The organism is Bacillus sp. USDA818B3_A (genome assembly GCF_009928415.1).
Classification (GTDB): domain Bacteria; phylum Bacillota; class Bacilli; order Bacillales; family Cytobacillaceae; genus Neobacillus.
This window is the reverse complement of record NZ_JAABNN010000003.1, coordinates 304510-329999: the sequence shown is the minus strand read 5'-3', so window position 1 is coordinate 329999 and position 25490 is coordinate 304510. Positions and strand designations below refer to the sequence as shown.

32 protein-coding genes are annotated in these 25490 nt (G+C 38.6%); 27 read left to right on the top strand and 5 right to left on the bottom strand.

Annotated elements, in window-relative coordinates:
* The first annotated feature begins 21 nt into the window (after positions 1-21).
* Positions 22-276 (top strand): YqkE family protein, encoded by a 255-nt coding sequence (locus GXK58_RS07920; protein ID WP_160721492.1) that lies wholly within the window; start codon positions 22-24, stop codon positions 274-276.
* 203 nt (positions 277-479) lie between these two features.
* Here GXK58_RS07920 and GXK58_RS07915 read toward each other — a convergent pair whose 3' ends face one another.
* Together GXK58_RS07915 and mciZ are read right to left on the bottom strand one after the other, a co-directional pair.
* Positions 480-1391, bottom strand: coding sequence for an aldo/keto reductase (locus GXK58_RS07915; RefSeq protein WP_160721490.1), 912 nt, complete (start codon positions 1389-1391; stop codon positions 480-482).
* A gap of 69 nt (positions 1392-1460) precedes the next feature.
* The gene (gene mciZ / locus GXK58_RS07910; RefSeq protein ID WP_160721488.1) at positions 1461-1592 is read right to left on the bottom strand and encodes a Z-ring formation inhibitor MciZ; all 132 of its coding nucleotides are present in this window, start codon (positions 1590-1592) and stop codon (positions 1461-1463) included.
* A 72-nt stretch (positions 1593-1664) separates the two neighbouring features.
* Between mciZ and GXK58_RS07905 the strand changes: the two genes are divergently transcribed.
* The 18 genes from GXK58_RS07905 to lysA all read left to right on the top strand — a co-directional run bounded on the left by GXK58_RS07905 (position 1665) and on the right by lysA (position 17352).
* On the top strand, positions 1665-2219 hold the full coding sequence (locus GXK58_RS07905; RefSeq protein ID WP_160721486.1) for an NUDIX hydrolase: 555 nt from the start codon (positions 1665-1667) through the stop codon (positions 2217-2219).
* On the top strand, positions 2216-3379 hold the full coding sequence (locus GXK58_RS07900; protein ID WP_160721484.1) for an endonuclease Q family protein: 1164 nt from the start codon (positions 2216-2218) through the stop codon (positions 3377-3379). The genes GXK58_RS07905 and GXK58_RS07900 overlap by 4 nt, the downstream gene beginning before the upstream one ends.
* Before the next feature lie 152 nt (positions 3380-3531).
* Positions 3532-4179 carry a stage II sporulation protein M gene (gene spoIIM / locus GXK58_RS07895; RefSeq protein WP_160721482.1) on the top strand — a complete coding sequence of 216 codons (648 nt, stop codon included), beginning with the start codon at positions 3532-3534 and terminating at the stop codon, positions 4177-4179.
* Between the two features lie 108 nt (positions 4180-4287).
* Positions 4288-4752 (top strand): ferric iron uptake transcriptional regulator, encoded by a 465-nt coding sequence (fur, locus tag GXK58_RS07890; protein WP_160721480.1) that lies wholly within the window; start codon positions 4288-4290, stop codon positions 4750-4752.
* Between the two features lie 126 nt (positions 4753-4878).
* The gene (locus GXK58_RS07885) at positions 4879-5106 is read left to right on the top strand and encodes a YqzK family protein (protein ID WP_160721478.1); all 228 of its coding nucleotides are present in this window, start codon (positions 4879-4881) and stop codon (positions 5104-5106) included.
* Positions 5107-5111: 5 nt separating this feature from the next.
* Positions 5112-6005, top strand: a complete 894-nt coding sequence (gene xerD, locus GXK58_RS07880) for a site-specific tyrosine recombinase XerD (RefSeq protein ID WP_160721476.1) — start codon at positions 5112-5114, stop codon at positions 6003-6005.
* A 221-nt stretch (positions 6006-6226) separates the two neighbouring features.
* Positions 6227-7411, top strand: a complete 1185-nt coding sequence (gene deoB / locus GXK58_RS07875) for a phosphopentomutase (protein ID WP_160721474.1) — start codon at positions 6227-6229, stop codon at positions 7409-7411.
* A 15-nt stretch (positions 7412-7426) separates the two neighbouring features.
* On the top strand, positions 7427-8248 hold the full coding sequence (locus GXK58_RS07870; RefSeq protein WP_160721472.1) for a purine-nucleoside phosphorylase: 822 nt from the start codon (positions 7427-7429) through the stop codon (positions 8246-8248).
* A gap of 54 nt (positions 8249-8302) precedes the next feature.
* Positions 8303-9607: a pyrimidine-nucleoside phosphorylase gene (locus tag GXK58_RS07865; protein WP_160721470.1), complete on the top strand. Its 1305-nt coding sequence runs from the start codon at positions 8303-8305 to the stop codon at positions 9605-9607.
* Between the two features lie 139 nt (positions 9608-9746).
* Entirely contained in the window at positions 9747-10919 is a 1173-nt protein-coding gene (locus tag GXK58_RS07860) for a D-alanyl-D-alanine carboxypeptidase family protein (protein WP_160721468.1), read from the top strand.
* A gap of 161 nt (positions 10920-11080) precedes the next feature.
* Positions 11081-11431 (top strand): anti-sigma F factor antagonist, encoded by a 351-nt coding sequence (spoIIAA, locus tag GXK58_RS07855; protein ID WP_160721466.1) that lies wholly within the window; start codon positions 11081-11083, stop codon positions 11429-11431.
* Positions 11432-11872 (top strand): anti-sigma F factor, encoded by a 441-nt coding sequence (spoIIAB, locus tag GXK58_RS07850; protein ID WP_160721464.1) that lies wholly within the window; start codon positions 11432-11434, stop codon positions 11870-11872.
* A 12-nt stretch (positions 11873-11884) separates the two neighbouring features.
* The gene (gene sigF / locus GXK58_RS07845) at positions 11885-12643 is read left to right on the top strand and encodes an RNA polymerase sporulation sigma factor SigF (RefSeq protein ID WP_160721462.1); all 759 of its coding nucleotides are present in this window, start codon (positions 11885-11887) and stop codon (positions 12641-12643) included.
* A gap of 88 nt (positions 12644-12731) precedes the next feature.
* Positions 12732-13352 carry a stage V sporulation protein AA gene (locus GXK58_RS07840; RefSeq protein WP_160721460.1) on the top strand — a complete coding sequence of 207 codons (621 nt, stop codon included), beginning with the start codon at positions 12732-12734 and terminating at the stop codon, positions 13350-13352.
* Positions 13342-13764, top strand: coding sequence for a stage V sporulation protein AB (locus tag GXK58_RS07835; RefSeq protein ID WP_160721458.1), 423 nt, complete (start codon positions 13342-13344; stop codon positions 13762-13764). Before GXK58_RS07840 ends, GXK58_RS07835 begins: the two co-directional genes overlap by 11 nt.
* Positions 13765-13835: 71 nt before the next feature.
* On the top strand, positions 13836-14414 hold the full coding sequence (locus GXK58_RS07830; RefSeq protein ID WP_160721456.1) for a stage V sporulation protein AE: 579 nt from the start codon (positions 13836-13838) through the stop codon (positions 14412-14414).
* Positions 14398-15888, top strand: a complete 1491-nt coding sequence (locus GXK58_RS07825; protein ID WP_160721454.1) for a spore germination protein — start codon at positions 14398-14400, stop codon at positions 15886-15888. The genes GXK58_RS07830 and GXK58_RS07825 overlap by 17 nt, the downstream gene beginning before the upstream one ends.
* Before the next feature lie 159 nt (positions 15889-16047).
* Entirely contained in the window at positions 16048-17352 is a 1305-nt protein-coding gene (gene lysA, locus GXK58_RS07820; protein ID WP_160721452.1) for a diaminopimelate decarboxylase, read from the top strand.
* 45 nt (positions 17353-17397) lie between these two features.
* On the opposite strand, the gene GXK58_RS07815 is transcribed toward lysA, so the two are convergent.
* Complete coding sequence (locus tag GXK58_RS07815) at positions 17398-18264, bottom strand: DUF1002 domain-containing protein (protein ID WP_160721450.1); 867 nt, start codon at positions 18262-18264, stop codon at positions 17398-17400.
* A 489-nt stretch (positions 18265-18753) separates the two neighbouring features.
* Here GXK58_RS07815 and GXK58_RS07810 point away from each other — a divergent pair, with 489 nt between their 5' ends.
* Entirely contained in the window at positions 18754-19104 is a 351-nt protein-coding gene (locus GXK58_RS07810) for a GNAT family N-acetyltransferase (protein ID WP_160721448.1), read from the top strand.
* A 20-nt stretch (positions 19105-19124) separates the two neighbouring features.
* Here GXK58_RS07810 and GXK58_RS07805 read toward each other — a convergent pair whose 3' ends face one another.
* Both GXK58_RS07805 and GXK58_RS07800 read right to left on the bottom strand, forming a co-directional pair.
* On the bottom strand, positions 19125-19646 hold the full coding sequence (locus GXK58_RS07805) for a DUF309 domain-containing protein (protein ID WP_160721446.1): 522 nt from the start codon (positions 19644-19646) through the stop codon (positions 19125-19127).
* A gap of 144 nt (positions 19647-19790) precedes the next feature.
* Positions 19791-19877 (bottom strand): YjcZ family sporulation protein, encoded by an 87-nt coding sequence (locus GXK58_RS07800; RefSeq protein WP_160722190.1) that lies wholly within the window; start codon positions 19875-19877, stop codon positions 19791-19793.
* Positions 19878-20084: 207 nt separating this feature from the next.
* Here GXK58_RS07800 and GXK58_RS07795 point away from each other — a divergent pair, with 207 nt between their 5' ends.
* The 7 genes from GXK58_RS07795 (at position 20085) to GXK58_RS07765 (ending at position 25490) form a co-directional block, all read left to right on the top strand.
* A complete protein-coding gene (locus GXK58_RS07795) occupies positions 20085-20840 on the top strand; it encodes a segregation/condensation protein A (protein WP_160721444.1) in 756 nt (251 codons plus the stop codon).
* A complete protein-coding gene (gene scpB / locus GXK58_RS07790) occupies positions 20841-21428 on the top strand; it encodes an SMC-Scp complex subunit ScpB (RefSeq protein WP_160721442.1) in 588 nt (195 codons plus the stop codon).
* 87 nt (positions 21429-21515) lie between these two features.
* Entirely contained in the window at positions 21516-21929 is a 414-nt protein-coding gene (locus tag GXK58_RS07785) for a hypothetical protein (RefSeq protein ID WP_160721440.1), read from the top strand.
* Positions 21930-21963: 34 nt separating this feature from the next.
* Positions 21964-22452 (top strand): YpuI family protein, encoded by a 489-nt coding sequence (locus tag GXK58_RS07780; protein WP_160721438.1) that lies wholly within the window; start codon positions 21964-21966, stop codon positions 22450-22452.
* 144 nt (positions 22453-22596) lie between these two features.
* Positions 22597-23487: a superoxide dismutase gene (locus GXK58_RS07775; RefSeq protein WP_202171319.1), complete on the top strand. Its 891-nt coding sequence runs from the start codon at positions 22597-22599 to the stop codon at positions 23485-23487.
* 277 nt (positions 23488-23764) lie between these two features.
* Positions 23765-24910 carry a D-alanyl-D-alanine carboxypeptidase family protein gene (locus GXK58_RS07770; protein ID WP_160721436.1) on the top strand — a complete coding sequence of 382 codons (1146 nt, stop codon included), beginning with the start codon at positions 23765-23767 and terminating at the stop codon, positions 24908-24910.
* Positions 24903-25490 (top strand): nucleoside recognition domain-containing protein, encoded by a 588-nt coding sequence (locus tag GXK58_RS07765; protein ID WP_160721434.1) that lies wholly within the window; start codon positions 24903-24905, stop codon positions 25488-25490. Before GXK58_RS07770 ends, GXK58_RS07765 begins: the two co-directional genes overlap by 8 nt.

Here is a 25490-nt window from a genome sequence, read left to right as displayed (position 1 = left end):
TTTAGATGGAGGGCGTTTAGAATGAAAAAACAAAAGAGACAAATCAATCAGTCTAAACCAAAAAAGGAAGATCCAGCTGTTACCCTAAAAGATTTAATTAATCCAGATTTAATGAAGCAGCTAAAAGAACAGCAGGATCAGCTTAAGGCAGAAGAAGAGAGAAAAAAAGCAGAAGAAGAACGAAGAAAACGAGAAGAACGAAGATTAAAAGAAAAGAACAAATCATTTGAAGAATTATTAAATGAAAGTGGCATGAACTGGAAAGAATTCAAATAATTATTGAAAAACACTCTGTTGATTGGCGCGGAAGGCACGAAGACTCCTGCGGGAGTACGGGGCTGGGGAGACCCCGCAGGCGCTTCCGCGCCGAGGAGGCTCCCCGGCACGCCCGCGGAAAGCGAAGTGTCTGGAGCGCCAATCAACAGACATGTTCCAAATCTAAAACTATATTTTATAACATAGCCTGAAGGTGATTTATATTATCTGTGTTCCCTATAAATACCTGGCTTTGTTAACTCTTTAATAATCGAAACCTCTTCTTGGGTGAGTGGATTACTTTTTACTGCGGCAACATTGCTTCTAATCTGTTCAGGGCTGCTTGCACCTGCAACAACAGAAGCGACAGCAGGATTCGCTAAATTGTACTGGAGAGAGACCTCTGTAAATGAACGCGAATGAGCAGCTTTTTCTTTTAACAAAGGTAAGATTTCCACTAAGTCTTGGTAGCTGTAATCCAGATAGCCCTTTTCAGATGCCTTGCCAAGCAGCTTATCGCTAAGCAGTCCTTTAGCAAGCGGACCTCGTGTGACTGCGCTTATATCATGTTCATGTAAAAGGGATAGGATTTCTTCCTCTGGTCTGCGGTCTAACATACTGTATTGCATCATAACGGACACCAGATTAGATTTTTTTATATATTCGCGGATGACATTGGGCCGGATGGAGGAAATCCCATAATAGCGAATGTATCCTCCTGCTTTTAATTCTTCAAACGCTTCAATCGTCTCATCTATATTATCTTCAGTCGTTCCGCCATGCAGTTGATATAAATCAATATAGTCCGTTCCTAGACGCTTTAAGCTGCATTTTACTTCTTCCTTTATATAGGCTTTGGAAGGGTCCCATGTCCAGCCAGTTTTATCTGGTTTCCAGCGGTTTCCTACCTTAGTTGCAAGAATGACCTGTTCTCGAACAGGTTTTAAAGCCTGTCCGACAATTCTCTCATTTTCACCAAAATCATAAAGATCTGCCGTATCAAAATAATTTATTCCTTCCTCAAGTGCAGCCTCGATAATTTTTCTAGCCGTTTTTTCCTCTGTGCCGATGGACATACAGCCGAGGCCCAATTCAGTAACATACAAATCGGACTGGCCTAATTGTCTTTTCTTCATAAATTACAACCCCTCCTGCTCTTTCCTACAATATTAATAAAGAAAAGGGCAGACTACAAATGACAGCTACTATTTTTGCGAAATATCCTGAACCCAATCGGTGACTAAAACATAATCCTTTTGATATTCCTTTAATTTCTGAATGATTTCCCAGGCTTTGCCGACTAGAGTAATCCCATCTTCGTGGATATAGACTTTCATAACCTGCTCCTCCAATTAAAGTATGGTAAAATATACGTATATTTTTACAGAATAGAACGGAGTGACAATAAAATGGACAACCTAACAGAAAAAACAATTAAGAGCGAAGAGATATTTTCAGGAAAGATTATCAGCCTTCATTTACAAGATGTGGAGCTGCCAAATGGGAAGCAGTCGAAGCGTGAAATCGTAAAACATCCTGGGGCTGTAGCGGTGATAGCAGTTACCGACGAAAACAAGGTAGTAATGGTGGAACAATATCGGAAAGCATTAGAAAGAACGATTGTGGAAATTCCTGCGGGGAAACTGGAAAAAGATGAAGAACCTGAAATCTGTGCCCGAAGAGAATTAGAAGAAGAAACAGGTTATGTTTGCAGCAGTTTAGAACTAGTCACCTCTTTTTATACATCACCAGGTTTTGCAGATGAAATTGTCCATGTCTATTTAGCAAAGGGACTCGTTAAAAAGGAGGATTCAGCTAGTCTTGACGAAGATGAATTTGTTAATCTTGAAGAAATAAGTCTCGAAGAAGCACAGGAATATGTAACAAATCAAAAGATTTTTGATGCAAAAACCATTTTTGCTGTCCAATATTTACAATTACAAGAGGCGCTGAAACATAAATGAATCGCTATTATGTAGATTTACACATTCATATTGGCCGGACTTGGACAGGCAAGCCGGTGAAAATTACGGGTGCTAAATCTCTGACATTTACCAATATTATTGAACATGCAAGGCATGAAAAGGGATTAAATATGGTAGGGATCATAGACAGCCACTCACCCGAAGTAATCTTGGAAATGGAAAGTCTAATTGAAAGTGGAGAGATCATTGAGCATCCGGATGGAGGTTTAATATTTGGGGATTTAACGGTCATTCCTGGTTCGGAACTAGAGATTTATGATGAACAAACCAATGGTCCCATTCATCTGCTCATGTATTTCCCTAATCTGAGTGTCATGCGTGAATTTTCAGCTTGGCTTTCAGGCCATTTAAAAAATATTCAACTGAGTTCGCAACGGGTTTATGTAACAGGGCTTGTTCTGCAAAAAAAGGTCAAAGAACTAGGCGGGATTTTTATTCCTGCCCATGTTTTTACCCCCTTTAAAAGTTTGTATGGTAAAGGGGTTAATAAGTCACTGACCGAGGTGCTCGATCCTGATTTAATTGATGGGATTGAACTGGGGTTAAGCTCAGATACATATATGGCAGACCAGTTAGAAGAACTTCATCAATATACGTTTGTAACTAATTCAGATGCACACTCACTTGCAAAAATCGCTCGAGAATATCAAGAAATCTCCATGAAAGAGCCGACTTTTTTGGAACTGCAAAAGGCATTAAAGGGAGAGGAAGGCCGTCATATCATTGCCAATTATGGTCTTGATCCTTTATTGGGGAAATATCATAAAACCGTTTGTGCGAAATGCTTTACCCCTCTAAATATGGAGGACCAACTCTGTCACTTGTGCGGAAGTAATAAAATTATTAAAGGTGTGTCAGACCGAATCCTGGAGTTAAAAACCGCAGATTCAAGTCCACAAGGTCGTCCGCCGTATGTCCATCAAGTCCCGCTGGAGTTTATTCCTGGCTTAGGACCGCGCCTATTGGAAAAGCTGGTGAATCATTTTGGCAGTGAAATGGCTATCTTGCATGAAGTTCCATATTCAGCTTTAACAGAAGTTGTCCCTGCCAAGATTGCCGATCTCATTATGAAGGCGAGAGAAGGCAAAGTAAATCTTGCAGCCGGAGGCGGCGGGAAATATGGAAAAATTGCAGACTAATATGGAATCATCCCCGGCAAGCTTATCAACTGCCGGGTTTTTTCATCGATAAAAATTTTATCCTTTCTAAAATCTATTATTTTTCGTCATAGAATAACTAGACTAACATAGACTTTAATAAGCGATCCTTAGTTAGTAGGAGGAAATTAAAGATGAAAAAACGTTTGTACCAGTCAGATGCCGCCAGTTATTTTCGCGAACATTCCTCAATCTTTTTATTTATTGTTGTCTTATTTTTAATGGGAGTCATTTTCGGAGCGATTGTCGTCAATAGCATGAGTATTACCCAGAAAGAAGATTTATTTTATTATTTATCACAATTTTTCGGACAAGTGTCTGACGGGACGGTAGCCGAGGATAATGATCTATTTTTACAAAGTTTTTTACACAACAGTAAATTTATTGGCCTAATGTGGATTCTAGGAATCTCGATCATAGGACTTCCTATTATATTAATTCTCTTATTTCTTAAAGGAATGGTTGTAGGTTTTACGGTGGGCTTTTTAGTGAGTCAAATGGGCTGGAAAGGCTTTTTGATGGCTTTTGCTTCCATACTTCCGCAGAATCTGATTATCATTCCGGTATTTATACTAATCGCAGCATTCTCAGTGATTTTTTCAATTAGAATGATTAAAAGACAATTTATGAAGAAATATGCACAGCCAATCATGCCTTTTTTTAAACGGTACATTGTCGCCTTAATGGCTGCCGTACTATTCATTTCAGCGGCTTCAGGAATAGAAGCGTATTTGTCCCCATGGTTAATGAAAAGTATTATAAGTTCCATCACATTAAAATAATTATCATTTTATATAAATTATAAATAGTTATTTATAATAATTTTATTTTGAATCTCTATACTCATCTGTTATAATGAAAATTAACAGTGGCGAGGGAGGGACTTCAGAATGGAAACTAGAATTGAAAGAATTAAGAAACAGCTGCATTCAGCGAGTTATAAATTAACTCCCCAGCGTGAAGCAACTGTTAGAGTTTTGTTGGAAAATGAAGAGGATCATTTGAGTGCAGAAGATGTGTACCTCCTCGTAAAAGAAAAATCGCCTGAGATTGGTTTAGCAACTGTTTATCGAACATTAGAATTGCTAACAGAGTTGAAAATTGTCGATAAAATAAATTTTGGTGACGGAGTTTCGCGCTATGACCTTCGCCAGGAAGGCGCAGCCCATTTCCATCATCATCTAGTTTGTATTGAGTGCGGGGCTGTAGATGAAATCCAAGAGGACTTACTGGAAGATGTTGAAGCTATAGTGGAGAGAAGATGGAATTTTAAAATAAAAGACCACCGTTTAACTTTTCATGGGATTTGCCATCGCTGCCATGATCCTGAAGAAGAGACTGAGAAAACAGAATAATATAAACGGAAAGTCCCTTTCAGGAGAAAAGGACTTTTTTCTTTTATCCAAATGGACCGGAGAAGGTATAAAGTTTGTCCATTTTGGCATACCTTTTAATAGAAAATTAGTATTGGGGGATGTCAAATGGTCTCTTTTATTAAAGTTGTATTCCAGACATTAAAAGTATTTATCCTTTTCACTGGGTGCACGGTTTTGTTTTATTATGGTATCATGTGGGTATCTGAAGAATATCAAAATTATCATCGCTACGATGTACCAGAAGGATCTTCTTTAAAGGTATCAAACGCAGTGGAAGATGACAGTTCATCCATAATTGATCGGTTGATGTTGTTTTATTTGAATGGAGAGTAATGGTAATGGAAGACCAGTTAAGAACTTTTTTAGATTACTTAATAGTGGAAAAAGGGTTAGCTAAGAATACAATTATCTCCTATGAACGGGATTTAAAGAGCTACCTTAAATATCTAAAAAGCGTGGAGGCAGTGTCGTCACTAAACGAGGTACAGCGTATTCATATTATTCATTTTTTAAATTATTTAAGAGAGCAAGGGAAATCGTCGAAAACTTTAGCTAGACACATAGCCTCAGTAAGAGCGTTTCATCAGTTTTTATTAAGGGAAAAGGCAGCGGACCAGGACCCATCTGTTTTGATAGAAACGCCAAAACTAGAAAGGTCTATTCCAAAGGTTTTGAGCTTACAGGAAGTAGAGCAGCTGCTAAATGCACCTAACTCCATTGATCACTTTGGTGTAAGGGACAAGGCTATGTTAGAACTACTATACGCAACAGGGATTAGGGTAAGTGAATTAATCGCATTGGAAATAGAAGATGTTCATTTAACGCTTGGATTTATTCGCTGTGTTGGGACGGGACATCGGGAACGGATTATTCCAATTGGGAAAACCGCTTTAGCAGCAACTAAACAATATCTCGAAAATGGCAGAGCCTATTTTGTTACAGAAAAGCACAAGGATAATGCCTTATTTTTAAATCATCAGGGGCATCGATTAACTAGGCAGGGTTTTTGGAAGATTTTAAAGAAACTAGCAATGGAGGCAAAGATTGATAAGGAATTAACTCCTCATACTCTGCGCCACTCGTTTGCTGCCCATTTGCTTGAAAATGGTGCTGATTTAAGAGCGGTCCAAGAAATGCTCGGACATGCGGATATTTCAACTACTCAAATATATACAAACCTATCAAAATCGCGAATGATGGATGTCTATAGTAAGTTTCATCCTCGGGCCTAATAGGATGATAGTGAAATGTAATTCACAAAAGTGTTAAAAGCTGCCTGAGAATTTTGGCGGTTTTTTTCTTGTATTTTCAAAAACTTAGAGTAAAATAGAGATGTCAGACTTCTGACGAATGATTTATTAATTTACTTTCATAATCCTATTTTTAAGCGGACAACCTAAAGTTGTCTATTTATCGTTTGGAAACGTTTTCTATGTTAAAAGGAGGTAAGTGTATGACAACAAATACATATAAGCGCATTTTTATTATTGTGATGGATTCAGTTGGAATCGGTGAGGCGCCAGATGCTGAAAAATTCGGGGACAAGGGTGCAGATACATTTGGACATATTGCTGAAAGAATGAATGGTCTGAATATGCCTAATATGGGTAAGTTAGGATTAAGTAATATTCGTGAAATTAATGGAATAGATAAAGCTGCTCAGCCGCTAGCTTTCTATACAAAAATGAAAGAGGCTTCTAACGGGAAGGATACCATGACAGGGCATTGGGAGATAATGGGTCTAAATATTCAAACACCCTTCCGTGTGTTCCCGGAAGGCTTCCCGGATGAACTGATTACAGAGCTAGAGAAACGAACTGGCAGAAAAATTATCGGAAATAAACCGGCGAGCGGGACAGAAATTTTAGATGAACTTGGCGAAGAACATATGAAAACAGGTGCTTTAATTGTTTACACGTCTGCCGATTCGGTTCTTCAAATTGCCGCACACGAAGAGGTTGTCCCACTCGAAGAGTTGTATAAAATTTGCAAAATCGCACGTGAATTGACTCTCGATGAAAAATACATGGTAGGACGAGTGATCGCACGGCCGTTTTTAGGTGAACCAGGAAACTTTAAACGTACACCTAACCGCCACGATTATGCCTTAAAACCTTTTGATCGAACGGTGATGAGTGAGTTAAGGGACGCAGGCTTTGATGTCATTGCAATTGGAAAAATATCTGATATTTATGACGGGGAAGGGGTAACTAAATCTCTCAGAACGGTTTCCAACATGGATGGAATGGATAAGCTTGTCGAAAGCTTTGATATGAATTTCACTGGCATTAGTTTTTTAAACTTGGTTGATTTTGACGCGTTATATGGTCACCGCCGGGATCCAGAAGGCTATGGAAAGGCGCTTGAGGAATACGACGCCCGCCTGCCAGAGGTATTTGAAAAAATGACCGATGATGATTTGTTAATGATTACAGCTGACCATGGAAATGATCCGATTGCACCTGGAACAGACCATACTCGCGAATATGTTCCATTACTCGTTTATTCAAAGCGAATGAATGGAGGGAAGGAGCTTCCGTTACGTGAGACATTTGCAGATCTTGGTGCGACCGTTGCTGACAACTTCGACGTTAAAATGCCTAATTACGGTAAAAGCTTCTTAAATGAATTGAAATAAGGAGAGGAATATTTAATGAATATAGAAAGTATTCAAAATGCATCTCAATTTTTAAAAGAAAAATATCAAACAACACCAAAATTAGGCCTCATACTAGGATCAGGACTAGGTGTATTAGCGGATGAAATAGAAAATCCGGTTAAAATACCTTACAACCAAATCCCTGATTTTCCTATTTCAACAGTTGAGGGTCATGCTGGACAACTAGTCCTTGGTCAGTTAAATGGGGTAGAAGTAGTAGCGATGCAAGGCCGATTCCATTTTTATGAAGGCTACAGTATGGATAAAGTGACCTTCCCTGTCCGTGTGATGAAAGAAATGGGTGTGGAAGTATTAATTGTCACCAACGCAGCAGGAGGGGTAAATGAAAGCTTTTCCCCTGGCGACCTGATGATTATTACCGATCATATTAATAACATGGGAACCAATCCACTAGTAGGACCTAATGATACTAAGCTTGGTGTCCGTTTCCCTGACTTGTCTGAAGCTTACTCCAAAGAATTAAGACATATGGCAAAAGAGATAGCAGAACGTTTAAATATAAATGTCAGAGAAGGCGTATATTTTGGCAATCCTGGCCCTGTTTATGAAACTCCTGCGGAAATCCGGATGATTCGTCTTTTAGGCGGAGATGCTGTAGGAATGTCCACTGTTCCTGAGGTAATTGTGGCCCGGCACAGCGGGATAAAGGTTCTGGGGATTTCTTGTATCTCTAACATGGCTGCTGGAATCCTTGATCAGCCGTTAACCCACGATGAAGTCATTGAAACAACTGAAAAAGTAAAAGCGGACTTTCTATTATATATTAAAGAAATTGTTAAAGGGATAGGTCAGTAATCCTTCCGCTAGAATGCGGGATTCAAAATGATTATAAAAATGTGGTGATTAAGAATGAGAATGGTCGACTTAATAGAAAAAAAGAGAGATGGGCAAGAATTATCAACTGATGAAATAAAATTTATTATCAATGGGTATACAGATGGCAGTATCCCGGATTATCAAGTCAGTGCCTTAACAATGGCGATCTATTTTAAGGGTATGACTGAAAAGGAAAGAGCAGATTTAACCATGGCAATGGTGGAATCTGGTGATCAAATAGATTTATCGCCAATCGAAGGGATTAAAGTCGATAAACACTCAACAGGGGGAGTTGGGGATACAACCACTTTAGTTTTAGGCCCTTTAGTGGCAGCAGTGGGTGTACCAATTGCTAAAATGTCCGGACGAGGTTTAGGTCATACAGGCGGGACCATTGATAAATTAGAGGCCGTTAAAGGTTTCCATGTAGAAATCAAAAATGAAGAATTTATTGACTTAGTTAACAAAAATAAAATTGCCGTAATCGGACAAAGTGGAAATCTAACGCCCGCTGACAAAAAACTGTATGCCCTGCGGGACGTAACCGCAACCGTTGACAGCATTCCACTTATTGCAAGTTCGATTATGAGTAAAAAAATCGCTGCTGGGGCCGATGCGATTGTTCTTGATGTTAAAACAGGTGCAGGTGCCTTCATGAAGACACTGGACGATTCAAGAGAATTAGCTAGTGCCATGGTGAGAATCGGTAATAATGTTGGCAGAAAGACAATGGCTATAATCTCCGATATGAGCCAGCCGCTTGGCTACGCGATTGGGAACGCCCTTGAGGTAAAAGAAGCGATTGATACCCTAAAAGGACAGGGACCAGAAGACTTGACAGAGCTCTGTTTAACGCTTGGCAGCCACATGGTATACTTAGCTGAAAAAGCAAGCTCCATAGAGGATGCTCGTCAAAAGCTTGAGAATGTAATTAAAGACGGATCGGCTCTAGAGAAATTAAAAGTCTTTTTAAGTTCTCAAGGTGGGGATGCTTCCATCGTGGATAACCCATCAAAAATGCCACAAGCAAAATATACGTACGAACTTGAAGCAAAAGAAGATGGTTATGTAGCGGAAATAGTGGCAGATGAAGTAGGAACGGCTGCAATGATCCTCGGAGCGGGGAGAGCAACAAAAGAATCAACAATCGATTTAGCTGTTGGACTCGTATTACAAAAGAAAATCGGCGACCAGGTCAAAAAAGGGGAATCATTGGTTACCATATACAGCAACTATGACAATGTAAACGAAGTAAAACAAAAGCTATATGAAAATATAAAAATCACCACAGAAAAAGTGGAAGCGCCAATCCTTATTCACGGAGAAATAACCCAATAAAAAAATGCAGGGTGACAGGCACCATGTGAAGAATTCACATGGTGCCTGTCACCCTTTTTTACGTATTTATAGGAAATAACTGTATAAAGTAAAAGGTTTTGGAAAAAATGGATAGTATAAAGAATGGAGGGTTATGGGAATGAAACGATTTGTCTCTTTCATTGTGACAACTTTTTTACTATCAAGTTTATGGATTCCATCTGCTTTTGCTGCTGAAGAGAAAAAGAATGCCGATATTGTCAGTAATGTTAAATCCGCTATTTTAATTGAACGAGACACAGGCACAGTTCTTTATGAAAAAAATAGTAACGAAGAGCTCCCGCCTGCGAGTATGACCAAAATTATGACGATGCTCCTTATCATGGAGGCAATCGACCAAGGCAAACTATCTTGGAATGAAAAAGTAAGAGCAAGTGAGTATGCGGCTTCTATGGGCGGCTCGCAAATTTTTCTTGAACCTGGTGAGGAAATGACCGCCAAAGAAATGTTACGCGGGATTGCGATTGGTTCAGGAAACGATGCATCCGTAGCGATGGCTGAAAGAATAGCAGGTTCGGAAGAAGCATTTGTCGATATGATGAACGCTAAAGCCAAAGAGTTAGGATTAAAGCATACGCACTTCAAAAATACAACAGGACTCCCGGTCAACGGCCATTATAGTACGGCTGCGGATATGGCCATGATGGGCAAAGAGCTCCTTAAATATGAAAATATAACAAAATTTACAGGCATGTACGAAGCATACCTTCGTGAAAATACAGATAAAAAATTCTGGCTGGTAAATACAAATAAACTAGTCCGCTTTTATCCTGGGGTAGATGGACTAAAAACTGGTTTTACAGCTGAAGCAAAATACTGTTTAACGGCTACTGCCCAAAAAGATGGCATGCGTGTCATTGCGGTTGTTTTTGGAGCGCCAACTTCCAAAGAAAGAAATGCCCAAGTAACGAAAATGCTAAACTTTGCCTTTGCCCAATATCAAACACATCCAATGTTTAAACGAAATCAAACCATTGGTCTGGCAAAAGTAAGTAAGGGCAAGGATAAGAATGTTAATGCAGTTACAAGCGAACCGATTTCGATTCTAACTAAAAAGGGTGAAAAAACTCAGGATGTTAAACAAAAAGTCACCATGGCAAAGAATTTAAAGGCTCCGATAACAAAAGGTGACCAAGTTGGGACGATTCAACTAATGAAAAATGGAAAAGTAATTCTGGAAAGTCCATTAGTAGCAAGTAAAAGCGTGAAAGAGGCAGGTTGGTGGACCATGTATAAACGCGCATTTGGCATGTTTACAAAGTCCGGCAAATAGCACAATCTCCTCTTAGAAAATACCTTTTAGCCGCTATATGTCGAAAAAGAGCATTACAAAACTATTTTTAGCGAAATACAACTAGTTTTGTATGTATAGAAGGATATTTTCAATAATAAAGCGAATTGACTCACTATACCAGATTAAGGAGGACGGGAATAGTGAGTCTTAACATTAATATGGAAACAAAACATGATGTTTTGTGCATCCGGTTAAGCGGGGAGCTGGATCATCACACAGCAGATGAACTTCGCGAACAGGCTTCAACAGTTATTGAGAAAAATGATATACGTCATATTGTTTTAAATTTAGAACAACTCTCTTTTATGGATAGTTCTGGTTTAGGGGTTATTTTAGGAAGATACAAACAAATAAAACAGGTGCACGGTGAAATGGTCGTTTGTGCGATTTCCCCTGCAATACAAAGATTATTCGATATGTCAGGTTTATTTAAAATCATCAAAATGGAACCGACAGAGGAATTTGCATTGCAAAGATTGGGGGTGGCATGAGTGAAGAATGAAATGAATCTTCAATTCAGTGCTTTAAGTCAAAACGAGTCATTTGCCCGTGTAACCGTTGCTGCTTTTATAGCCCAGCTTGATCCAACAATGGATGAGCTGACAGAAATTAAAACAGTCGTTTCAGAGGCAGTAACAAATGCAATTATTCACGGTTATGAAAATGACCCTACTGGTATGGTCTATATTCATGTAACGATTGAGGACAGTTTGATTGATATGACGATCAAAGATGTTGGTTTAGGTATAGCAGATGTGGAGGAAGCTCGTCAGCCATTATTTACAACAAAGCCGGATCTAGAACGTTCCGGCATGGGATTCACCATCATGGAAAATTTCATGGATGAGGTTGAGGTTCATTCACAGCCAGGCAGCGGAACCGAGGTTAGATTACGGAAGCATTTAAAACTTAACAAAATGCTTTGCAATTAAGGAGACTTGCCGATGGATGTGGAGGTCAAGAACGATAAAAGTCAAACATATTTAAAAGATCATGAAGTCAAAGAGCTCATTAAAAAGAGCCAAGCTGGAGATCAAGAATCTAGAGATTTAATCGTTGAGAAAAATATGCGTCTGGTCTGGTCTGTGGTCCAGCGGTTTCTTAATAGGGGTTATGACCCGGATGATTTATTCCAAATTGGATGTATTGGATTATTAAAATCTGTTGATAAGTTTGACCTATCCTATGATGTCAAATTTTCCACGTACGCAGTTCCAATGATTATTGGTGAAATCCAACGTTTCATCCGTGACGACGGAACAGTGAAGGTCAGCCGCTCACTGAAAGAAATGGGGAACAGAATCCGCAAAGCAAAGGATGAATTATCAAAAATACTTGGAAGAATTCCGACGGTGAATGAAATTTCAGCCCATTTGGAACTCTCCCCCGAGGATGTAATCCTCGCTCAGGAAGCCAGCAGGACACCATCGTCCATTCATGAGACAGTTTATGAAAATGATGGAGATCCCATCACTTTATTAGATCAGATTGACGATGGCAACGAGGGGAAATGGTTTGATAAAATCGCATTAAAAGAAGCCATTCGTGAGTTAGATGAACGAGAACGGCTAATTGTTTATTTACGATATTATAAAGATCAAACCCAATCTGAGGTCGCGATGAGATTGGGGATATCTCAAGTACAGGTTTCAAGACTTGAGAAGAAAATACTTCAACAAATGAAAGACCGTATGGATCTCTGATCCATACGGTTTTTTATTTTCTTACATGAAAGGACTCGATTATATCCATACTATACATGAGGAAATTATTGTGTGGGAAGTGAATGTTTTGGAAAAAACAATCTACATCCGCATGCGGCACCGAGTCCATGTACGGCCAGAAGAAAAGGTTTATTTGAAGGATGTTGCCCAGATTATTGCCCCAGAAGCGATCCTTTCTGAGTTACAAACAATGATTGTTTACCAAGTAACGGAACTCGACCGAAATATCATCGTTATTGATGTCATGGAAGTGATTAGAAAAATAACCCATAAATTTATAGATGCCGATGTTCAATCGATTGGTCCATCCCAAACGATAGTCGAGGTTGTTTTTAAGAAAAAAGAGGTTTCATTGTCGATATTTATTTTAATATGGTTTTTATTATTTTTTGGTTCGGCCATGTCGATTATGAACTTCCATGATGATGTAAGTATGCAAAGTGTTCAGGAAAAGATATATACCATCATAACTGAAAAAAAAGCAGTGAAACCATTACTTTTCCAAATTCCATATTCAATTGGACTGGGCCTTGGTATGATTCTATTTTTTAATCATGTGTTTAAGCACCGCTTTAATGAAGAACCTAGCCCATTGGAAGTGGAGATTTTTAATTATCAGCTTGATTTAGATAACTATGTAGTTATCCATGAAAATAAAGAAAGTATGAAGCATATTGATGACGATTAAAATTTTGTTGGTCGTATTTATTGGTCTTGCCAGCGGATTAATGGTGGGTGCTGGTTTTGTTGCTTTTTTAACCGTTCTTGGGATTATTCCAAGACTGACACAGCTTTCTAAATCAATAAGCATGATCCACTACTACGAATGGGCTGTAATTTTGGGAGTCCTAGTAGGTGTGTTCGCAAGTTTAAGAGACCCAACCTTACATATCTCTGTCTATTTTTTAATCCCGTTAGGACTTACGGGAGGAGTGTTTGTAGGAATGCTCGCAGCTGGTTTAACAGAGGTAGTGAACGTTTTTCCAATCCTCGCTAAGAGGATCCGCCTGGATGGACAAATTATTATTTTAATAATGGCAATCGTTATTGGAAAGATTTTCGGCTCCATCTTTCAGTGGATTTATTTTATTCACCAATAAAAAGGAGAGGTTAGGGAAGCCAGGATAATCATTTTACGGACAATTAATTTTTATAGGAAGGACATCAAAGTATGAGTATTCAAAGACGCGTCATTTTAATTACTGACGGTGATGAATATGCAAAGAGGGCTGTTGAACATGTAGCCAAAGAAATTGGCGGGCGATGTATTACTAGTTCCTATGGTAATCCTTCCAAATTAACTGGACCTGAGCTTGTTAGGTTAATAAAAAAGGCACCACACGACCCAGTTTTAGTTATGTTTGATGATAGCGGGATTGTGGGTGAAGGAGTTGGTGAAGCAGCTCTAAAATATGTAGCCACACACAAAGATATTGAAGTTTTAGGAGCGATTGCCGTTGCAGCGAGGTCCAGAGATGAGGAATGGAGCCGGGTGGATGTAAGTATTGATCGTGATGGGGTGTTGACGCCATATGGCGTTGATAAATATGGAATACAAGAACTTGAAATTGGGAGGATAAATGGTGATACGGTTTATTGCCTTGATGAGTTAAATTTACCCATTATCGTTGGAGTAGGCGATATTGGAAAGATGGCCCGGCATGACTCTTATAAATTTGGTGCACCAATCACCAAAAAAGCGGTAGAACTTATACTTGAAAGGAGTGGCTTTCATGTCAAGAAGCAATGAACAGAAATGGCCGATTCCTCAATCCGTTAATGAAATAGAAAATTATATGAAGCAAAGAGTCGGACTGGGTATCAGCTTTGACTTAGGTGTTCGAAAACTGAAGGTTCTCAAAAAAGACGTTCAGATCTATTTCTGTAATGGTCTTTGTGATACTCGTTATATCATTGAACTAATAGAAGAATTAGTCCAAATTAACGACCATGAAAGACAAACAACAGATATTTATAAACTTATTTATAACCGGCTCCTAAATCAATCTGTACAACCTATTTATAAATTAGACGAACTTGTGGATTTAGTTCTTTCGGGGCAAATTGTCGTAGTAATTGAAGGTGAAAATACTGCATTAGCCGTTGATGTAAGGAGTTATCCAGGGCGCTCGCCGCAAGAACCGGATACGGAAAAGGTTGTTCGTGGTTCACGAGATGGATTTGTAGAGAATATTATCCTCAATACTGCATTAACGAGAAGAAGAATTAGAGATGAGCGCTTGCGCTTTGAAATGATTAAGGTGGGAGAAAGATCAAAAACAGATGTTGCCCTCGGATATTTAGAGGATGTCGCAGATGCTGATTTACTGAATATTTTAAGAAAAGAGATAAAGGCGATTGAAGTAGACGGAATACCAATGGGGGATAAAACGATTGAAGAATTCATCGTTAAACAAGGGTGGAATCCTTTTCCAATGGTTCGATATACTGAAAGAGCTGATGTAGCCGCAGCGCATATACTAGAAGGACATATCATTATTTATTGTGATACATCACCAAGTGTAATCATCACACCTGCGACGTACTTTCATCATGTTCAGCATGCGGAAGAATTTCGGGAATCTCCGGCAATGGGCACTTTTGTAAGATGGACAAGATTTTTGGGAATAATCGCTTCAATCATTTTACTGCCACTGTGGTTACTGTTTGTATTAGAACCCTCACTATTACCTGAAAAGATTGCTTTTATTGGACCGAATGACCAAACCAATATCCCTGTTGTAGTGCAATTAATATTAGCTGATTTTGGTATTGAATTTTTGAGGATGGCCGCTATACATACTCCAACACCGTTATCAACAGCCATGGGCTTAATTGCTGCTGTTTTGATTGGACAAATTGCCATTGATGTGGGTTTGTTTGTTCCTGAAGTTATCCTTTATGTAGCCGTAGCAGGTATTGGTACTTTTACAACTCCAAGTTATGAATTAGGTGTAGCAAATAAGATTGCCAGAATCATTCTCATGATTTTGGTGGCCATGTTCCATACACCTGGTTTTATAATTGGTTGTACATTAATGTTTTTATTTGTTGTCAATATGCGGGCGTTCAATACTCCATACTTTTGGCCATTCCTTCCTTTTGAACCAAAAGGATTTATGCAGATTATTATTCGTCGTGCAATCCCCGGATCCTTGTTAAGGCCGAGCATTGTACGCCCTCGAAATCGTTTCAGGCAGCCGCCTGGTGCAAATGAGAGATAATGGCTCCATTTTTATTTGCAGTTTTTTTTTAGATGTGCTAAATTTATTTTATTTAAATAAAGGGATAAAAAAATAGGCAGTATCTTTTATAGATTCTGTCTATTTGTTTTTAGGTTTGTCTCATAGACTATTAGTAGCGAATGGAGAGAGGGAGAGGGCATGTATTTTTACGGATCAACGGGTGTGAATAAGAATGGGAATCTGGAGATAGGCGGCGTAGACGCTGTTGAACTAGCAAAGCAATATGGGACACCTCTGTATGTTTATGATGTAGCCTTAATAAGAGAAAGAGCAAAGGGATTTAAACAAACTTTCGATGAGTTGAATGTTACGGCCCAGGTAGCTTATGCCAGTAAAGCATTTTCAACCGTTGCAATGATACAGTTAGCGGAAGAAGAAGGATTATCTCTAGATGTTGTATCTGGAGGGGAGTTATACACTGCAATTGTTGCAGGATTTCCGGTAGAAAGAATTCATTTTCACGGAAATAATAAGAGCAGAGAAGAATTGGAGATGGCGATAGACCACAGGATTGGCTGCATTGTTGTCGATAATTTTACTGAACTGGAATTATTAAAATCCATTTGTACGGAGAAAAATGCAATCGTTAATATTCTTTTAAGAATTACACCTGGAATTGAAGCACATACCCATGATTACATCTTAACTGGTCAAGAGGACTCAAAGTTTGGCTTCGACCTCCAAAATGGCCAGGCTGAACAGGCCTTAAGATCAGCAATCGACTGTAACTCATTTGATGTCCTCGGACTTCATTGTCATATCGGTTCACAAATATTTGAAACAACGGGTTTCTTGCTAGCGGCTAAGAAAATCGTCGAGAAGCTGGAACAGTGGAAAACTGAAATTGGCTTTGAATCCAAAGTCTTAAACTTAGGCGGAGGATTTGGAATCCGCTACACTAAGGAAGATGAACCAATCCAGCCATCGCAATACGTCAGGGAGATTATTACTGAAGTCAAGCACTTGACTGAGCAGCACTCCCTAAAGATGCCGGAAATTTGGATTGAACCTGGCCGCTCACTTGTTGGTGATGCAGGGATTACCTTATATCAGGTTGGATCATCTAAGGAAGTGCCGGGCGTAAGAAAATATTTGGCTGTTGATGGAGGAATGAGTGATAATATCCGTCCGGCTCTTTATCAAGCCAAATATGAAGCGGTCCTTGCTAATAAGCCTTTAGCTAAAGCAAATCAAACTGTCTCGATCGCTGGAAAATGCTGCGAATCTGGTGATATGTTGATTTGGGATCTGCCGCTTCCGGAAGCTGGCGAAGAGGACATCCTTGCAGTGTTTTGTACCGGTGCTTACGGTTATTCAATGGCAAACAACTATAATCGGATTCCTCGTCCAGCAGTTGTATTTGTGGAAAACGGCAGGGCCACACTCGTTGTAAAAAGAGAAACTTATGAAGATTTAGTTAGATTGGATTTGCCTTTAAAATGATTAGTTTATAAAAGCTGACGCGAGTTGCGTCAGCTTTTTTTAGAATTAAGAAAATATTGATTTAATCGTATCGATTAACCAAATAAAAAATTGTTTTAGCTTTTCTAAAAATCCCTGTCCTTCATCCGATTTTAAGAAATTAGAAATCTGGTCCTTCGCCTTATTTAGCTGATCGCTCACTTGGCTCCAATCAATATTTAAGTCCATAAGCTTATTAAAAAAGTCCATTAATGCTTTCAATTCTGCATCTGACAGTGTCACATTTAACTCTTTAGCCGCTTGTTCAATGATGTTCTGTAATTCTGCATCATTTTTTGGTTTATTTTTGGCAATTTCTTCTTTAACTTTTGCTATTAATGCAGCGGCATTCTCTTTCCCAATCGAATCCCCAAGCTTCGCCGTCTCGACCATTTCTTCATTTGCAGCCTGTTTGACATCTTCAGGAATCGTTTCTTCAGCAGAAATCTCATATGCCTTGATGATGCCGGTTAATGCCGCAGTTCCTGATACTGAAATAGGAGCAGTGATATAGATGTCAGCATCTTTGACTCCTGCAGTAATTAGAGCATTTACATACATCTCATCAGTAACCCAATTAATATTCTTGGTTTTGACAGTAATACCTGCCCCCTGTGAGGCTATGGTAATGGCAGATGATGAAATAGCTTTTGTGCCAATTAAAGCTTTTGAAATGTACTTTCCTAAATATTGATGTTCTTCCTGGTTTGACACCGTAACAATTTGAACATTTGAAGGTGCGCCCATTTCTTCTAGAAGACTGTCTTTTTGTTCCTCCGTTAGATTTTCTCCTAAAGTGACAATCATATCCCCTTCAGCTAGGTCTGCAAAGCTTTGGAGAGGATAAAGACATAAAAGAGAGATAATAATTAGAAAGGTAAATAATCTTTTCATTGTATGCCTCCTTCAATGATAGCGGGTGGTTAAATAAATACCGAATCCCTTCTAATAATATAACCTAAACAATAAGATAAACGAAGAATTTCACTTGGAAGTTTCATAGATTTAATCCTTTCTTAGAGCTATAAGTATAAAAAAAAGAGAAAATAGATTATTTTTGTTAATTAGTGTAGAATGGTTGCAGGGTAGAAATGCTTTTGGAGGAAAGTTTCTGTTATGAAAAGTAACTGGTTATTATTTGGAATTCTTATTGGTCTTTCGGTGGTCTGGGGATTAATTTACTGGGTCTTTATCTTTCCTGGTAAATAACTCACATACCTATTTGATGATAGCCCAATATTTATGTATGATGTTATTTAATGAAACATAATAAATTCAAATTACATACAATGAATAAATGTTTATTATTCAAAAATTAGGAAAAAATATACTATTGTTAAACCAGACAGAAAAACGGTTTATTTACTATAATGAGGGATAAAAATGTTAATTCGATACAAGAAGACATTCGAAAAGATTGCCATGGGCCTGTTGTCCTTTATGCCGACAGAAAAGGACCTGAAGAAGCTTCAGGCGACCATGAAGGAATATGAAACAGAAGAGGATTGGCAGCTTTTCCTGTGGAAGGAAGAAGATATTATCGGACTTCTCGGAGTTCTTTATGATCATCCTCGCAATACGATTGTCATTCAACATATATCCGTTAACCCATCACATCGGTTACAAGGTATAGGGAAAAAAATGGTGAAGGCTTTAAAAGAGATGTATGGGGATAAGGAAATCATTTCAAATGAGTACACGGCTCCATTTATTGAGAAATGTGATGTTTGCTAAGATAGGAAAAAGGCAGCGGATTAGCCGTTGCCTTTTCTTGTATTTAGTGCTTGATTTCTTTCTTCTATCACGCTTGTTCGATCCCGTAACAAATGGCGATGGACAAGATTTTGATCAGTAAGAACACTTTCTTGCCCCCAGACCAACCCATGTTCTTTGCAATAACTCTTACCTAGTTCTAAAAGGGCAGAGTCATAAAGTGGAAGGTTAAAGCTTACATATCCTTGCTGATTCGAAATGAGCGATAAACGTTCCTTTAATAAAGTGAAAAATACTTGTGAGTCAATGCCGAGCTTACTTAAACAATCAGACTGTGCCTTTAAAATTGTTTCCGCTTTTTCAAGGGTTTTTTTGGCACCTTTATAATTATTTCTGCGGTGATGGTAGGTCGAAACGGCTAGTAAAATAAGTCCGACCCATACGGAATTTTTCGTTTTTTTACTGTTTTTTTTCCAATATTCCTCAAGTATCTCGTGACACTCAAAATAATCCCTGTCACCATGAAAATGAGCTAAAAATTGGATATATTCTTTTGGGTACAAAAAATCCCCCCTATAAATGATATGTGTTTAGTTTATCATATCGCTCTTATTCCTTTAATAAAAAACGACCTGCCAAGATTGGCAGGTCTCTAGTTCCATAATCTTTAGTGCGTTACCTTGCGTCTAATCGGCGCTCGTGTATACTTAGTAAACCCAGGAAGCACCAACAATGATTAACAAAATGAATAAAACGACGATTAAAGCAAAACCGGATCCAAATCCGCCATCCATATTGAAAGACCTCCTTGTAAGTTTTTTTACTTTCCTTGTCATCATATGAAGGATAGTTGTCCATTGTTATGGGCATACATCCAGACTTCAAGATATAGATGGAAAGGTTGATTTTTCTATTGGACAACAAACTTGAATCCTCTATACTAATAAAGAACATGATGCAGACAAAGTACATTTTATTTTTGAGAATTTTGGTGAATATAAATGCCTTACCAGGTAAAAATCGATGCATTTGAAGGACCTTTAGATTTACTTCTTCATTTAATAAATCGGCTTGAAATTGATATATATGATATCCCGGTAGCTGAAATAACCGAGCAGTACTTACTATATATTCAAACGATGAATGAATTACAGCTGGATGTTGCCAGTGAGTTCTTAGTGATGGCTGCAACACTACTTGCGATTAAAAGCAAAATGCTTTTACCTAAGCATGAAGAGATATTAGATGAAAATGACCCCGAGATCGCCTATGAGGATGATCCAAGGGATGAACTTGTTGAACGCTTAATTGAATATCGAAAATATAAGGAAGCTGCGCATGACCTGAAAAATCTAGAAGAAGAACGGGGCCTGATGTTTACCAAACCGCCAAGTGACCTTTCTGATTTTACAAAGGAACAAAATTCTGAACAATCAGAGCTAAATGTATCATTATATGATATGCTTGCTGCTTTTCAAAAACTGCTGCGCAGAAAGAAATTGCAGCGTCCCATGGCGACTAAGATTACCCGCCAGGAAATATCGATTGAGAAGCGAATGACTGAGATAATGGATGATCTGACTCTAATGGTGGGAAAAAGGAATTTTAATGACTTGTTCCCTTATCCGGCTAAGGACCATATTGTGGTTACATTTTTAGCGATATTAGAACTAATCAAGAGACAAGCCATTGACGTAGAGCAGAAGGAAAACTTCGGGGATATTTTCGTTGAAGCTTTGAAGGAGGGGGCAAATTAGGTGGAAATCATTAATTGGAATAGCATATTAGAAAGTCTTTTATTTGCCGCTGGAGATGAGGGCTTATCCCTTAAGCAGCTTGCCGAGGTAATAGAAGTGGATGAGCTGCATGCTAGTGAAATGATTGAGAATCTGCGGCAAGAATATGAACGAGATGGAATGAGAGGCATTATGATTGTTCAATTGGCAGGTACATTCCAGCTGGCCACTAAAAAGGAAAATGCCGCCTATTTAAAAAAATTAGTAGATTCGCCTCATACTTCAACCTTATCACAGGCTGCATTAGAAACCTTGGCGATCATTGCTTATAAACAGCCGATTACACGGGTTGAAATTGAAGATATCCGAGGGGTAAAAACGGAGCGGCCGCTACATACCTTAATGGCAAAGGTGTTAATTAAAGAAGTTGGCAGAGCGGAAGGAACAGGACGGGCTATTTTATACGGGACCACAAAAGAATTTTTGGATTATTTTGGGTTGAAAAATTTAAAAGAGCTGCCGCAATTGCCTGAAAAGGTTGAAGAAGAATTTATCCAGGAAGAAGCAGACCTGTTTTTTGAGAAATTTCAAGAAACAATTAACTCATAACCCAATCCTCGGCCAAAATTTATGCTAAAATATATATAAATTAAATATATTAATTGCACCAGCCAGTTGATAAGGAGAGGGAGTATATTGCTAATTAGTGTATGTAAGGGTTATGAATTAGAAAAAGAAAAATCAAATACTTCGGAGGATTTCTTTAATAGAAGTGAAGTTACGTTTATTGAAAACGGACAAGAAAGAACACTCCATGTTTTATATCTCAGGTATTTTGATGAACTTTTTCATGAGTTTACTCCATACAAGCAAGACCCTATAATAGCTGATGGAACCACTAATGTTTACTTTAAGGATATCGTAGCACTTGTTTGTCTCTTGAAAAATCCAGGACTTCGCACCCGAAAAAGATTATATATTAATTCAAAGCATGAATTTGCTTCCTACTTCCAAAATATAAATCTTAATAAATTACCTGAAATATTTAAAGGTATCCAGCAAAACAAAGAATTTGAGCTTCATTCTCCACTTGAGTTCATACTGCAGTGACATTAATTAGCATGGTTAATTTAGGAGGGTAATTATGGGAAATACACTGGTTAAAACACAACTTAATGATGTCAAAGATTTTTTAACAAAATCAATTATTGTACTTGAAAATTTTTTAAATGAAACAACTGTTTCTCAACTAAATGCAGAAAATGAAGAAGATTATAATTATGTTAAATTAATCCTTGCGAACATGAGAAAGTTAGTCGTGTATAGTGAAGAGGGGTTAGAAGCATGTTCTGTTCTTTTACAAAGTGAACCTTTCCCAAAAGCAGCGGCAGAAAAAACTTTGTATAAGATTTATCATCAATGTATTGAAGAGTTTTTCTCACCTAAAAATGATGCTTGGTTTGAAAATAGCCGCTCGGCATATACAGGCAGAAATTCTATTAAATTTTACCGAAATGTTTCTGAAAAGATATCAACTCTTATAAAGAGTCTAGAAAGTGATTTCCAAAGAATACGGGAAGAACTTGAATATTATGAAACTGATTATCGAACAAAGATGATCCAGTCTAAATAACTCTTTACTAGGTTAGTTGAGTGAAAGAATAAATGATTATAAAAAAGACTGTTCCGGCTGGAGCAGTCTTTTTTCGTTCTTAATAAGTGGAAGTTCTCATACCATTTAGGGGGATTATTTCTTGGATGAAATGGGGGTCCTAGGGTGGGACAGTTTAGGAAATACGTTAATGACTTATTTATATGGAATGAACAAATGAAACATTTTCTTCAGTCTGAACAGGTGGGAGAAGACTCAGAACTATGGGGAAAACTTGATGAATTCGCAGATTTAATTGAGAGCACTAACCGGGAGTTATCTAATGAGGAGCTGCTCAGTCTCCAAGCAAAGGCAGAAAATATTCATCAGAATATGGAGAGTTATTTTCGGAATAAGCAGCAATCCGGGAGTATGTGGGTCCCGGAGAAGGCAGTTCCACCAGGCGGTCATACATTACCTGAACTTTCTTACGACTACAACGCCTTGGAACCATATATATCCGAGGAAATTATGAGGCTGCATCATCAGAAGCATCATCAATCATATGTAGCTGGTTTAAACCGGGCCGAAGTAAATTTAAAGAAAGCTAGAGAAACGAATGATTTTTCACTAATCAAACATTGGTCAAGAGAGCTCGCTTTTCACGGATCCGGACATTATCTGCATACGATTTTTTGGAAAAACATGGATCCCAATGGCGGAGGAATTCCTCAAGGTGTAATCAAAGGGGAGATCGATAAGTACTTTGGAAGTTTTGATGGATTTAAGCGGCAGTTCTCGGAAGCCGCTAAACAGGTTGAAGGAGTTGGCTGGGCGATATTAGTATGGAGTCCAAGAGCCAGACATTTAGAGATCCTACAGTCAGAACGTCATATGATTCTCACACAATGGGATACGATCCCTTTACTCGTTCTCGATGTTTGGGAGCATGCCTATTATTTGCAATATAAAAATAATCGAGGTGAATATGTAGACAAATGGTGGAACCTTGTAAATTGGCATGATGTTGAAATGCGATTTGAAAAAGCGGCTGATATCAAATGGCCTGCTTTCTAGAATATACTCGCCTATCGGCGAGTTTTCTTTATTTGCTGTCATAACATAACTCGTCCCGCATAAACATGTACAAACAAGAAAAGCGGAGGCGCCTCGTTCAGGGGCGACAGGTATAAGACAAGCCAGCGAGAAGGCTGTTCTTTGGCCTTCTTGACGGATTGGCTTATAACCCCGAGCCCCTAGGCGCCGTAGCTAGACAATAAGAAAAGCGGAGGCGCCTCGTTCAGGGGCTGCAGCTGGACTATTTGATAGAGATAAAGGAGACGAGGTTAATCTGATGAGAATGATTTCAAAGCTAATTATCTTGGCCCTCATGGTTTCACTAATGACCGTAAACATTCCTCAAAAGGTTGATGCTTCCCTTGGTATAAGTGCTGCAAGTGCCGTTTTGATTGAACAGAAATCTGGGCGGGTCTTGTTTGAAAAAGATGCACATACGAAGAGAAGAATAGCTAGTATAACTAAAATCATGACTGCTATACTTGCGATTGAATCGGGAAAAATGAACCAATATGTAAAAGTAAGCGAACAAGCAACAAGAGCTGAAGGGTCTTCCGTATATCTAAAACCTGGAGAAAAAATAAAACTTAAGCATCTAGTCTACGGCTTAATGTTAAGATCAGGGAATGATACAGCAGTAGCTATTGCTGAGTCCGTCGGAGGCAGTGTCGATGGCTTTGCCTATTTAATGAATCAAAAGGCAAGAGAAATTGGAATGTTTAATACCCATTTTGCCAATCCGCATGGACTGGATGATCAGGAAGATCATTACTCAACAGCCTATGATATGGCAATCCTCATGCGTTATGCAATGCAAAACAAAACTTTTCAAGAAATATCAGGCACGAAGGTTTACCGGGCACCTAACCCAACGGAAGAGTGGGACCGAGTATGGAGGAACAAAAACCGGCTTCTAACAAAATATAAATATACAACCGGGGGAAAAACAGGATACACCAAACGGGCAAAACGAACACTTGTGACAACAGCAACCAAAGGGGATATGGATTTAATTGCTGTAACCCTAAACGGACCTGATGATTGGAATGATCACATTTCAATGTATGAAAATGGTTTTAAGGGCTATGATATGGCTGAAGTTTTACAAAAGGGTAAAGTGGAAGTCACAAAAAATAAACTATACAAAGGTCATCTCTACGTCAAAAAATCAATTGTATATCCAGCCACCAGTGAGGAAATGGACGAGTTCTCGATTAAATATAAATTGGAAAAGCCAAGCAAAAGATTGACAGCCAAAGATGAAGCAATCGTAGGGAAGGCAGAAGTGTATTTGGATGAGAGAGTGGTTCAAGAAGTTCCTATCTATTTCGAAAAGGCTGCTGAGAAAAAAGAGAAGAAGGGTTTTCTAAACTCTATCAAAGAAATCTTTCTTTTAGTCATTGGTGTGAAAGTCAATGGTTAACTATATCTGGGTAGCGATGACTGTGATTGGAATTGTATTTGCATTAATTAACGGTAACATGGAAGCGGTAAATAAAGCAGTTTTTGATGGAGCAAAAGAGGCCGTTACACTGTGTATCGGGCTAATCAGCGTTTTAGTCTTCTGGCTCGGTATGATGCGGATTGCAGAAGAATCAGGGCTTCTTCAGAAACTAACGAGATTATTTCGGCCGCTAGTAAAGACGTTATTTCCAGATGTACCTGCCAATCATCCTGCAATGGGATACATTCTATCAAATATGATATCAAACATGTTTGGACTAGGTAATGCCGCAACCCCTCTGGGCATAAAGGCAATGGAAGAACTTAAAAAATTAAATGGTGGAAAAAACGATGCCTCTCGAAGCATGATTACCTTTCTGGCCCTCAACACAGCTAGTATTACCATAATACCAACAACAGTAATTGCCATAAGAATCAATTATCATTCCGCATCACCAACAGAAATCGTTGTTCCAACCATTATCGCTACCATTCTATCGGCAATAGGTGCAGTATTGATTGATCGCTATTTTTATTATCGCAGACGGCGAAAAGGATGA

Coding starts and splice junctions, on each gene's coding strand:
- GXK58_RS07860 (WP_160721468.1), top strand. CDS start 9,747: ATGAAACGATTTGTCTCTTTCATTGTGACAACTTTTTTACTATCAAGT.
- deoB (WP_160721474.1), top strand. CDS start 6,227: ATGACAACAAATACATATAAGCGCATTTTTATTATTGTGATGGATTCA.
- GXK58_RS07825 (WP_160721454.1), top strand. CDS start 14,398: ATGTCAAGAAGCAATGAACAGAAATGGCCGATTCCTCAATCCGTTAAT.
- GXK58_RS07810 (WP_160721448.1), top strand. CDS start 18,754: ATGTTAATTCGATACAAGAAGACATTCGAAAAGATTGCCATGGGCCTG.
- lysA (WP_160721452.1), top strand. CDS start 16,048: ATGTATTTTTACGGATCAACGGGTGTGAATAAGAATGGGAATCTGGAG.
- GXK58_RS07905 (WP_160721486.1), top strand. CDS start 1,665: ATGGACAACCTAACAGAAAAAACAATTAAGAGCGAAGAGATATTTTCA.
- GXK58_RS07830 (WP_160721456.1), top strand. CDS start 13,836: ATGAGTATTCAAAGACGCGTCATTTTAATTACTGACGGTGATGAATAT.
- GXK58_RS07780 (WP_160721438.1), top strand. CDS start 21,964: ATGGGAAATACACTGGTTAAAACACAACTTAATGATGTCAAAGATTTT.
- GXK58_RS07800 (WP_160722190.1), bottom strand. CDS start 19,877: ATGGATGGCGGATTTGGATCCGGTTTTGCTTTAATCGTCGTTTTATTC.
- GXK58_RS07900 (WP_160721484.1), top strand. CDS start 2,216: ATGAATCGCTATTATGTAGATTTACACATTCATATTGGCCGGACTTGG.
- GXK58_RS07770 (WP_160721436.1), top strand. CDS start 23,765: ATGAGAATGATTTCAAAGCTAATTATCTTGGCCCTCATGGTTTCACTA.
- GXK58_RS07920 (WP_160721492.1), top strand. CDS start 22: ATGAAAAAACAAAAGAGACAAATCAATCAGTCTAAACCAAAAAAGGAA.
- GXK58_RS07865 (WP_160721470.1), top strand. CDS start 8,303: ATGAGAATGGTCGACTTAATAGAAAAAAAGAGAGATGGGCAAGAATTA.
- GXK58_RS07835 (WP_160721458.1), top strand. CDS start 13,342: ATGACGATTAAAATTTTGTTGGTCGTATTTATTGGTCTTGCCAGCGGA.
- GXK58_RS07815 (WP_160721450.1), bottom strand. CDS start 18,264: ATGAAAAGATTATTTACCTTTCTAATTATTATCTCTCTTTTATGTCTT.
- GXK58_RS07765 (WP_160721434.1), top strand. CDS start 24,903: ATGGTTAACTATATCTGGGTAGCGATGACTGTGATTGGAATTGTATTT.
- GXK58_RS07915 (WP_160721490.1), bottom strand. CDS start 1,391: ATGAAGAAAAGACAATTAGGCCAGTCCGATTTGTATGTTACTGAATTG.
- sigF (WP_160721462.1), top strand. CDS start 11,885: ATGGATGTGGAGGTCAAGAACGATAAAAGTCAAACATATTTAAAAGAT.
- spoIIM (WP_160721482.1), top strand. CDS start 3,532: ATGAAAAAACGTTTGTACCAGTCAGATGCCGCCAGTTATTTTCGCGAA.
- fur (WP_160721480.1), top strand. CDS start 4,288: ATGGAAACTAGAATTGAAAGAATTAAGAAACAGCTGCATTCAGCGAGT.
- GXK58_RS07870 (WP_160721472.1), top strand. CDS start 7,427: ATGAATATAGAAAGTATTCAAAATGCATCTCAATTTTTAAAAGAAAAA.
- mciZ (WP_160721488.1), bottom strand. CDS start 1,592: ATGAAAGTCTATATCCACGAAGATGGGATTACTCTAGTCGGCAAAGCC.
- GXK58_RS07885 (WP_160721478.1), top strand. CDS start 4,879: ATGGTCTCTTTTATTAAAGTTGTATTCCAGACATTAAAAGTATTTATC.
- GXK58_RS07795 (WP_160721444.1), top strand. CDS start 20,085: ATGCCTTACCAGGTAAAAATCGATGCATTTGAAGGACCTTTAGATTTA.
- xerD (WP_160721476.1), top strand. CDS start 5,112: ATGGAAGACCAGTTAAGAACTTTTTTAGATTACTTAATAGTGGAAAAA.